The sequence below is a fragment of the Candidatus Erwinia dacicola genome, assembly GCF_001756855.1.
Lineage (GTDB): Bacteria > Pseudomonadota > Gammaproteobacteria > Enterobacterales > Enterobacteriaceae > Erwinia > Erwinia dacicola.
On record NZ_MAYS01000372.1, the window covers coordinates 1 to 3,531 of the forward strand.

3 protein-coding genes and 1 pseudogene are annotated in these 3,531 nt (G+C 57.3%); 2 read left to right on the forward strand and 2 right to left on the reverse strand.

The window, feature by feature from the left end:
* Positions 1-143 (forward strand): annotated as a pseudogene (locus BBW68_RS17925) (IS30 family transposase); the annotation flags it as partial.
* Positions 144-158: 15 nt separating this feature from the next.
* Positions 159-281 carry a hypothetical protein gene (locus BBW68_RS20230; RefSeq protein ID WP_261791497.1) on the forward strand — a complete coding sequence of 41 codons (123 nt, stop codon included), beginning with the start codon at positions 159-161 and terminating at the stop codon, positions 279-281.
* A 105-nt stretch (positions 282-386) separates the two neighbouring features.
* Here the strand turns inward: BBW68_RS20230 and pta are convergent, their stop codons facing one another.
* Both pta and ackA read right to left on the reverse strand, forming a co-directional pair.
* Positions 387-2,531 carry a phosphate acetyltransferase gene (gene pta, locus BBW68_RS10560; protein ID WP_070135328.1) on the reverse strand — a complete coding sequence of 715 codons (2,145 nt, stop codon included), beginning with the start codon at positions 2,529-2,531 and terminating at the stop codon, positions 387-389.
* Between the two features lie 121 nt (positions 2,532-2,652).
* A partial coding sequence (gene ackA / locus BBW68_RS10565) for an acetate kinase (protein WP_070135329.1) occupies positions 2,653-3,531 on the reverse strand: 879 nt, incomplete at its 5' end.

A 3,531-nucleotide genomic window follows, 5' to 3' on the forward strand; every position in this document is an offset into this window, starting at 1 on the left:
TTATCCCGAAAGGAACTGACCTGACGGCAGTGACGGATGACGAGCTCCGCAAGTACCAGGGAGCACTGAATAGCAGGCCACGGAAATGCCTTGGGTTCCGGCAACCTTCAGTGGTCTTTGTAGAGCTAAAACAGGCGGCTTAGAGTTGCACTTCAAACTTGAATCCGCCGCTGACGGAAGTTGCAGAGCAGGGGAACTTTATGGTCAAGCTGCCACCCACCAAAATGGACAGCCGCTGGCAGCCGCAGCATCTGCGCGCGCTGGATGTGGTGATCCAGTAAATTCAATCGATAAAAAAAAGGGCGAGGCATGCCTTGCCCCTGCGGAGTAACGTCTATTTTGCATGGGCCGGGTAGGGATCAGGCATGCCTGACCCGACTACGTTATTACCCTTCTGCCTGCTTGGACTGGATCGCCGTCAGTGCGATGGTGTAGACGATATCGTCAACCAGCGCGCCACGCGACAGGTCGTTGACCGGCTTGCGCATCCCCTGCAGCATTGGCCCGATTGAGATCAGGTTCGCAGAGCGCTGTACCGCTTTGTAGGTGGTATTACCGGTGTTCAGATCCGGGAAGATGAACACGGTCGCTCGGCCCGCAACCGCGGAGTTTGGCGCTTTAGATCTCGCTACGTCGGCCATGATCGCTGCGTCATACTGCAGCGGACCGTCGATCACTAGGTCAGGACGTTTTTCCTGCGCGATACGCGTCGCTTCACGCACTTTCTCAACGTCGCTACCGGCACCGGAGTTACCAGTGGAGTAGGAGATCATCGCCACGCGTGGCTCAATGCCAAACGCCAGCGCTGAGTCGGCGGACTGAATGGCAATCTCTGCCAGCTGTTCCGGGTTCGGGGCCGGGTTGATGGCGCAGTCGCCATATACCAGCACCTGCTCAGGCAGCAGCATAAAGAACACCGAGGAAACCAGTGAGCTGTTCGGCGCGGTTTTGATCAGCTGCAGCGGCGGGCGGATCGTGTGGGCGGTGGTATGAACAGCACCGGAAACCAGACCGTCCACTTCGCCACGCTCCAGCATCATGGTTCCGAGCATCACGTTATCTTCCAGTTGCTCCTGCGCGACCACTTCGGTCATGCCTTTGCTCTTGCGCAGCTCGACTAGGCGCACAACGTAGTTTTCGCGTGCGGCTTCCGGGTCAACAATCTCAATGCCTTTGCCCAGCTTAACGCCCTGAGCTGCGGCCACGCGCTGGATCTCTTCCGGGTTGCCCAGCAGGACACAGGTAGCGATGCCGCGTTCGGCACAGATGGCCGCCGCTTTCACGGTACGTGGTTCGTCGCCTTCCGGCAGCACGATGCGTTTGCCCGCTTTACGCGCCAGCTCGGTCAGCTGGTAGCGGAAGGCTGGAGGCGACAGGCGGCGGCTGCGCTCGGAAGCGGCGGTCAGCGACTCGATCCAGTTCGCATCAATGTGGCTGGCAACGTACTCCTGCACGCGCTCAATACGCTGGGTATCGTCGCTCGGCACTTCTAGGTTGAAGCTCTGCAGGCTGAGCGAGGTCTGCCAAGTGTTGGTGTTAACCATAAATACCGGCAGGCCAGTCTGGAAGGCTCGTTCACATAGCTTCTGAATGGGCGCATCAATCGCATAACCACCGGTCAGCAGGATGGCACCAATCTCAACGCCGTTCATCGCTGCAAGGCAGGCCGCAACTAGCACGTCAGGGCGATCGGCGGAGGTTACCAGCAGGGAACCCGGACGGAAGTGCTCCAGCATATGGGGAATGCTGCGTGCGCAGAAGGTTACCGATTTCACGCGGCGGGTGACGATCTCACCTTCGTTGATGATGCGGGCGTCAAGGTGACGGCACATATCAATGGCGCGGGTGGCGATCAGCTCGAAGCTCCACGGCACGCAGCCCAGCACCGGCAGCGGGCTGTTAGCGAACAGCTGCTTGGGTTCGATATTAGCGACGCTGGCTTTGTTGGAGTCTTCGAAGATCTCGGACATATCCGGGCGCATACGGCCCTGATCGTCAACCGGTGCGTTCAGCTTGTTGATGATTACGCCGGTGATGTTTTTGTTTTTGCTGCCGCCAAAGCTGCTCTGGGTTAGTTCGATGCGCTCTTTCAGCTGCGCTGGAGAGTCATTGCCCAGCGACATCACGAAGACGATTTCCGCATTCAGCGTTTTGGCGATTTCATAGTTCAGCGCCGAGGCAAACTGATGTTTGCACGTCGGCACTAGGCCCTCTACCAACACCACCTTTGCGTCTTTGGTGTTTTCATGGTAGTTGGTGATGATTTTTTCCATCAGCACGTCCTGCTGATTGGAACTCAGCAGGGATTCCACGCGGCTCGTGGACAGCGGCACGGCGGCGGGAATGCTGGAGTTTTTACGGATGATACTCGTCGTCTGGTCCGGGCTGTCGCCGCCAGCGCGCGGTTGGGCGATAGGCTTGAAGACGCTAAGACGCACGCCTTTACGTTCCATAGCACGAATAAGGCCGAGGCTGACGCTGGTCAGGCCGACGCTGGTGCCAGTAGGGATGAGCATGATTGTACGGGACATAGTAACTCCTCATGACTTTAGCTTGCACACGTAGACCAGCTGCTTCAGTAGCAAGGGCTATACAAATTTTTTGGCGTCTAAAACAACTCCGTCAGCCTGAGCTGACGGAGAGAATCGTTTATTATGTGGTGAGACGGTCTGCGTCCTGCGCGATGACCAACTCTTCGTTGGTTGGGATAACCAGCGCCGGGCGAGTGCCCTCTTTGTTGATGAAGCCGGATTTGCCGAAACGCGCGGCTAGGTTGCGTTCGTGGTCCACTTCGAAGCCCAGCAGGCCCAGCTTCGCCAGCGACAGCTCGCGCACCATCGCTGCATTTTCACCAATCCCGCCGGTGAAGATCACCGCGTCCAGGCGGCCATCCATCAGCGCGGCATAAGAGCCGATATATTTCGCTAAGCGGTGGCAGTAAACGTCCATCGCACGTTTGGCATCGGCTTTGGTTTCGTAGTTATCTTCCACATAGCGGCAGTCGCTGGTGACTTCGGTCAGGCCTAGCAGGCCAGACTCTTTGGTCAGCATTTTGTTGATCGCATCAACGTTCATTCCGAGCGTGTCGTGCAGGAAGAAGATAATCGCCGGGTCGATATCACCGCTGCGGGTCCCCATCACCAGTCCTTCCAGCGGGGTCAGACCCATTGAGGTGTCCACGCACTCGCCGTTACGGATAGCGGATACGGAACCGCCGTTACCTAGGTGACAGGTGATAATGTTCAGCTCGGACACCGGCTTGTTCAGCACTTTGGCTGCTTCCTGCGTCACGTAGAAGTGGCTGGTGCCGTGTGCGCCATGGCGACGTACGCCGTGCTCTTTGTATAGTTTGTACGGCAGGGCGTAGAGATAAGACTCTTCCGGCATTGTCTGATGGAATGCGGTGTCGAAAACAGCTACATTTTTATCTGACAGGTGCGGGAAGTTTTTCAGCGCTTCGTCAATGCCGATCAGATGCGTCGGGTTGTGCAGCGGTGCAAAAGAAGAAGCGTCTTTGATACCCTGGATGAC

Bases quoted from the DNA above. Each gene is read 5' to 3' on its own strand.
- pta (WP_070135328.1), bottom strand. From the start codon at position 2,531: ATGTCCCGTACAATCATGCTCATCCCTACTGGCACCAGCGTCGGCCTG.